The organism is Nitrococcus sp., from assembly GCF_059432795.1.
The window spans coordinates 1-6244 of record NZ_JBXWZQ010000230.1; the positions used below are offsets into that span (position 1 = coordinate 1).

3 protein-coding genes and 1 pseudogene are annotated in these 6244 nt (G+C 65.8%); 3 read left to right on the forward strand and 1 reads right to left on the reverse strand.

Translation table 11 applies throughout. From position 1 onward, the window contains the following. Both AC52Q4_RS16230 and AC52Q4_RS16235 read left to right on the forward strand, forming a co-directional pair. Window positions 1-4626, forward strand: a 4626-nt coding sequence (locus tag AC52Q4_RS16230) for an excinuclease ABC subunit UvrA (protein WP_495537842.1), incomplete at its 5' end; no start/stop codon positions are given. A 170-nt stretch (window positions 4627-4796) separates the two neighbouring features. Then, window positions 4797-5216, forward strand: a complete 420-nt coding sequence (locus AC52Q4_RS16235) for an SRPBCC family protein (RefSeq protein ID WP_495537843.1) — start codon at window positions 4797-4799, stop codon at window positions 5214-5216. 141 nt (window positions 5217-5357) lie between these two features. Here the strand turns inward: AC52Q4_RS16235 and AC52Q4_RS16240 are convergent, their stop codons facing one another. Then, complete coding sequence (locus tag AC52Q4_RS16240; RefSeq protein WP_495537844.1) at window positions 5358-5759, reverse strand: RNA-binding S4 domain-containing protein; 402 nt, start codon at window positions 5757-5759, stop codon at window positions 5358-5360. Between the two features lie 294 nt (window positions 5760-6053). On the opposite strand from AC52Q4_RS16240, the pseudogene AC52Q4_RS16245 reads away from it, so the two are divergent. Further along, window positions 6054-6244, forward strand: a pseudogene (locus AC52Q4_RS16245) (RuBisCO large subunit C-terminal-like domain-containing protein); the annotation flags it as partial.

A 6244-nucleotide genomic window follows, 5' to 3' on the forward strand; every position in this document is an offset into this window, starting at 1 on the left:
ATCCCCTGGCGCGATCTGCCGGAGCCCGATCGGCGGTGGGTGCTCGAGGGCGAGAACGACGGCGCGAGTTCCTGGTACGGCGTCAAGGGGTACTTTGCGTGGTTGGAGTCGAAGAGTTACAAAATGCATGTCCGGGTGCTGCTATCGAAGTATCGCAGCTACGATCTCTGCCCCGTCTGCCGGGGGGCTCGGCTCAAGCCGCAGGCACTGCTCTGGCGTCTGGGCAGTCGCGGCGACGCCGACGCGGTGCTCGACCCTGAGGCCCGCTTCCACCCGCCGGGCGCCTCCCTCGCGCCGCAGCGCCTCACCCGTTTGCCGGGGCTCAACATCCACGATGTCATGCGGCTGCCGATCGCGAGCGCGGCGCGGCTTTTTCAAGACATCGAGCTGCCGCCCCCGATGGACGAGGCGACGCAGCTGCTGGTGGAGGGGATTGGCACGCGGTTGCAATACCTCACCGAGGTGGGGTTGGGCTATCTCACCCTCGACCGCCAATCGCGCACCCTCTCAGGCGGCGAGGTCCAGCGAATCAATCTCACGACGGCGCTCGGCACATCGCTCGTCAACACGCTGTTCGTGCTCGACGAGCCCAGCATCGGCCTGCATCCGCGGGACATACAGCGCATCGTCGCGGTTATGCAACGGCTGCGCGATGCCGGCAACTCGCTGCTGGTCGTCGAGCACGATCCGCAGATCATGCGCGCGGCCGACCGGATTCTCGATATCGGCCCCGGACCCGGCGAGGCCGGCGGCGAGGTCGTTTTCTTCGGCCCACCGGCGGAGCTGACGGGCGCACGCGGCTCGCTCACGGCCGACTACCTGCTCGGGCGACGCACCGTCGGCTCACCCGAGACAGCGCGAGGCCGCGGCGCCGCCGAGCTTTGGCTGGAAATCCGCGGCGCGGCCGAAAACAACCTCAAGAACCTCGACGTGCGTGTGCCGCTGCAGCGCCTCACGGTGCTCACGGGAGTCTCCGGATCGGGCAAGTCCACGCTGATGGAAGAGGTGCTGTACAGGGCCCTTTGCCAACGACACGGCCGGGGAACGGCCCGGCCCGGAAGTTTCACGGCGCTCCGCGGTGCCGAGCACATCGACGATGTGATCCTGGTGGATCAAGCGCCCATCGGCAAAACAACGCGCTCCAACCCCGCCAGCTACGTGGGCGCCTTCGCCGCCATACGCAAGGCGTTCGCCGCCGAACCCCTGGCGCGGGAGCGCGGCTATCGACCCGGAACTTTCAGCTTCAACAGCGGGATCGGGCGCTGCCCGGGTTGTGGCGGCAACGGCTACGAGCACGTGGAGATGCAGTTCCTCAGCGACGTCTATTTGCGCTGCCCGGATTGCGACGGCCGCCGATATCGCGACGAGGTGCTGGAGGTCAGGCTTGCTCCGGCGGCCGGCTCGCCGGTGGCGGCGAAATCCGTAGCCGACGTGTTGGCAATGACCGTCACGCAGGCGGTCGCCTTTTTCGCCGACTATCCGGAGATCACCGCCGCGCTGTCGCCTCTGGAGGCCGTCGGTCTGGGCTACCTCCGCCTCGGCCAACCGGTCCCGACGCTCTCCGGCGGCGAGGCGCAGCGCCTCAAACTGGCCGGCCATCTCACGGGCGCCTCGCGGCGCCAAGCTCGAAACCGCCGGCTGCTGTTCCTCTTCGATGAGCCGACCACGGGCTTGCACTTCGAGGATATCGCCACACTGCTGCAGGCCTTCGAGCGCCTGCTGCAGGCCGGGCATTCCCTGCTCGTCATCGAGCACAACCTCGATGTCATCGCGGCGGCCGACTGGATCATCGATCTGGGACCGGAAGGCGGCGACCGGGGCGGCGAACTCGTCTGCACCGGCACCCCGGCGCAAGTCATGGCCGTCACGGCGAGTCATACCGCTCGCGCGCTCGCGGCTCATGCCAAGGCGCTTGCGCCCATCGCGTCCCCGACGAGCGCTGAGAGCAGCGCGCCCGGCGCGTCCCCGCCCGTTGCCGAATGCGAGGCTGAAATCCATGTCCATCACGCCCGCGAGCACAATCTGAAGAATATCGACGCCAGGATACCGCGCGAGCGGCTCACGGTGATCACCGGCATCTCCGGCTCCGGTAAAAGCACGCTGGCTTTCGACATTTTGTATACGGAAGGCCAGCGCCGTTACCTCGAATCTCTCAACGCCTACGCGCGGCAGTTCGTCCAGCCCGCCGCCCGACCGGAGGTGGACGCCGTCTTCGGCATCCCGCCCACGGTCGCAATCGAACAACGTACCAGCCGCGGCGGGCGCCGCAGCACCGTCGCCACCCAAACCGAGATCTATCACCTGCTGCGCCTGCTCTTCGTCAAGCTGGCGATACAGTACTGCCCGGACTGCGAGCTGCCGATCGAAGCGCAAAGCGTGGATGCCATCAGCGCGCGGCTGCTGCGCGAGCATCGCTGTCGAGCGGCGTGCCTGCTCGCACCGCTGGTGGTCGCCCGCAAAGGCTATTACACGGATTTGGCGAAGTGGGCCGCGGGCAAGGGGTTCGAGCAGCTGCGCGTGGATCGCGCGATGCTGTCCACGGCTGACTGGCCGCGCTTGGACCGCTACCGTGAGCACGATATCGATCTGCCCGTCGCCGAGCTCACGCTTGCGCCGGAGAACGAAGCCCGGCTGCGCGAGCAGCTGCAGCGGGCGATCGGCTTCGGCAAGGGCCGTGTCAAAGTCGACCTCGGCCACTCCGGCGAGGCATTGTTCTCCGTTCAGCGCGCCTGTCCGAGCTGTAGCCGCAGCTTTGCGGAGCCCGACCCGCGGCATCTCTCGTTCAATTCCAAGCACGGCTGGTGTCCCGGCTGTTATGGTCTCGGCGTCGTGCTGCCCGGGTTCGATGCCTTGCAAACGGGCGAGGAAGCCGAGTGGCTGGTCGAGGACGCCGAGACCGAACCGCGGACCTGCCCGGACTGCCAGGGCCGTCGCTTACGACCGGAAGCCCTCGCCATGCGGTTTCAGGGTCGAAACATCGCCGCCTACACCGCATTGTCCGTGGACGCCGCCGCGGATACCTTCGAGCGTCTCGAGCTGGACGCCCGGGCAAGCGAAATCGCCCGCGACCTGCTTCCCGAGCTGCGCCATCGCCTTACCTTCCTGCGTGAGGTGGGACTGGGTTATCTCACTTTGGACCGCGCCGCACCGACGTTGTCCGGCGGGGAGGCGCAACGGATCCGCCTCGCCGCCCAGCTCGGCTCCAATCTCCACGGTGTCTGCTATATCCTCGACGAGCCCACCATCGGGTTGCATCCGCGGGATAATCGCATGCTGCTCGACAGCCTCCAGCGGCTCAGGGACAAGGGCAACACCATCGTCATCGTCGAACACGATGAAGAGACCATCCGCCGCGCCGAGCATGTGATCGACCTCGGACCGGGGGCGGGCATCCACGGCGGACATGTGGTGGCGAGCGGCTCGTGGAGCGAATTGGCGCAGCATCCGGACTCCATCACCGGGCGCATGCTCGCCGAGCCCCTGCGCCATCCCCTGCTCCCCGAGCCCCGCCACCGCCCGAGCGCCGACCGGGTCATCGAGCTCTTTGGCGTCAACCGGCACAACCTCAAGGGTATCGACGTGCGCCTGCCTTTGGGACGGCTGGTAGGTATCAGCGGCGTCTCCGGCTCGGGCAAAAGCACGCTGGTCGGCAATGTCCTGCATGCCAACCTACGACGGCTGGTGAGCGCTAAGCGCAGCCCTTCTCGCCCGCCCTTGCGCGGCTGCGAGGACATTGTCGGCTGGCAGCCGCTCAAGCGCGTGCTAAAGGTCGATCAGAGCCCCATTGGCAAGACGCCACGCTCCTGCCCGGCCACCTATGTCGGCTTCTGGGACGAGGTTCGCCGGCTGTTCGCGCAGACCGAAGAGGCGCGCATCCGCGGCCACGGCCCAGGGCGCTTCTCCTTCAACACCAAGGACGGACGATGCCCGGCCTGCGAGGGCCAGGGTCTGCAACGTATTGCGATGAGCTTCCTTCCGGACGTCACGTTACGCTGCGAGGTGTGCGACGGGCTGCGCTTCACGCCGGAGACGTTGGCCGTGCGCTATCGCGGCAAATCCATCGGCGATGTTCTTGGCATGAGCGTCACCGAGGCCGCCGAATACTTCCGTGTTCATCCCAGAATCCAGCACACCCTGCGCTTGCTCGAGGATACGGGCCTAGGCTATTTGACCCTGGGCCAGCCGAGCCCGACGCTCTCCGGCGGCGAGGCGCAACGCCTCAAGCTCGTCACCGAACTCGCCAAGGCCCGTCCCGACAACAGCCGGCGCCGGCCGCCGCATACGTTCTATCTCCTGGATGAGCCCACGGTGGGCCTGCACATGGCCGATGTGGAAAAACTCATTCACGTATTGCACCGTTTGGTGGCCGCGGGCAATACCGTGGTCGTCATCGAGCACAATCTGGACGTGCTGGCCGAGGTCGATTGGCTCATCGACCTGGGTCCCGAGGGCGGCCAAGGCGGCGGCAAGGTAGTGGCGCAAGGCACACCGCAGGCGGTTGCCCAAGCAGGGGAAGGCTCCGTTACCGGGAGTCTCCTCGCCGTTTTTCGGGCTGCACGGGGAATGAACGGCACGCAACGCCCGCCGCCGGATGCCGTTTCCACCCGACCGCCGGCGGATTTTTAGCCCCACGCGTCCTCGCCGGACCAAAGCCGCGCGTGCGCATCGCGCCGTTGTGGACTTCATCCCATGGGTCAACTACACTACTTTCAGCTTAGATTCAGCCGTCCGAGCTGCCAGTGTAGCGCATGGCTATTTTAGATATTTGTTGATTGCAGGAACAGAAGGAGCGAGACATGGGCTGCTTCAATTCAGTTGTCGTCGATGCCCCGGTAAACAGGGTCTGGGGCGCGCTACGGAATTTCCACGACATGTCCTGGGCGGCAGACGAGGTCGAGTGTGAACCGACGGGCGCGTACGCTGGCAACCAGATCGGCGCCAAGCGCATCATTAACGGGACCTTCTACGAGACGTTGATCGGCCTGGACGACCAGGCGAGGGTCATGCGCTACCGTATCGATGTCGGTACCGACTCCGCCTCGAAGGACAACGTCCAGGAATTCATCGGTGAAATCCGGGCCGTACCGATCACCGAAGACAACACCACGCTCGTGGTTTGGGCGACGAGTTGGGAACCCAGCACAGGAGCGGTCGCGGAACCCGGCGACGCGGTCTATCAGTCGATGCTGGCCGAGTTGCAGCGCTCGTTCGACTGACGCGCTGGTTTTTCATTCACCGACGCTACACCAAAAGCAGGCAACCCTCGCCGGCAAGCGAGGGTTGCACTGTGTGGCCGAGGGTCATGCAAGCTTACCGCCGCGTATCCCTCGCTCGGCCGGCGACCTCCGAACCATGTCTCAGCTGCCCTGCTTGCGCTTGAACTCCGCCAGGCGTCGGCGATCGCGCTTATCCGGGCGATGATCCAGTTGCGGCATTGCCGCCGCGGCAACGCGTTGCTGTTCTCTCACGCGCTCGCGGCGCGCGATGCTCGACTCGAGTTCGCGATAGAGCTTCTGAGCCTCTACGGCGGGGCCGCGCTGCTCGGCAAGCGCCTGAACAGTCACTACGAATTCATACGAGCCCTTGGATATACGCACCTCGCAACCGGGACGCAGCTCTTTCGCCGGTTTCGCCCGCACACCGTTCACGCTGACTTTGCCGCCTTTGATGGCATCAGCGGCTAGCCGGCGCGTCTTGAAAAACCGCGCTGCCCAGAGCCACCGGTCAACTCGGACGGATTCGCGATTGGCATCGGACATACGATTCTCACCTCGGACTTGCACGCACGCACGGCGCCTGGAAACGGCGATCCGACCACGAATCACGGCGCCGATTTCGGCAGCCAATAAAAGCCTACACCAACGGCGCCCGGCGACCTAACCGCAATACCCGGAGACGACGTCACCTCGAAGAGCACGGGCCGGGCCCGGCTGGCCCGCGGCGCCCGGGAACCGCTCGAACGGCTCACACGCGCATCGCCCGATCCGCAATCAGCCGCATGGCGGCGGCGAGCGCGTCCGGCCCGTTGGCTTTCTATAACGAATATGCATCAGATGACCAAGCGATTCGAAGTCGACTACCGCCTTACCCTGTCGCCCGGCGAATCAGCGGAAGCCAAGGCAAGAGACATCTCACTGGAGCAGACAGCAGAGTTGCCGCAAGCGCTCGTGCCCAATGGCGTGCCGCAACAGATGCTCGGTTGTGTCGAGTCGATTACAGCCACCGGGCGACGGGGGTACCTGGC

What these genes read in the sequence shown, in the direction of transcription:
- AC52Q4_RS16235 (WP_495537843.1), top strand. Translation starts at nt 4,797, where the DNA reads ATGGGCTGCTTCAATTCAGTTGTCGTCGATGCCCCGGTAAACAGGGTC.
- AC52Q4_RS16240 (WP_495537844.1), bottom strand. Translation starts at nt 5,759, where the DNA reads ATGTCCGATGCCAATCGCGAATCCGTCCGAGTTGACCGGTGGCTCTGG.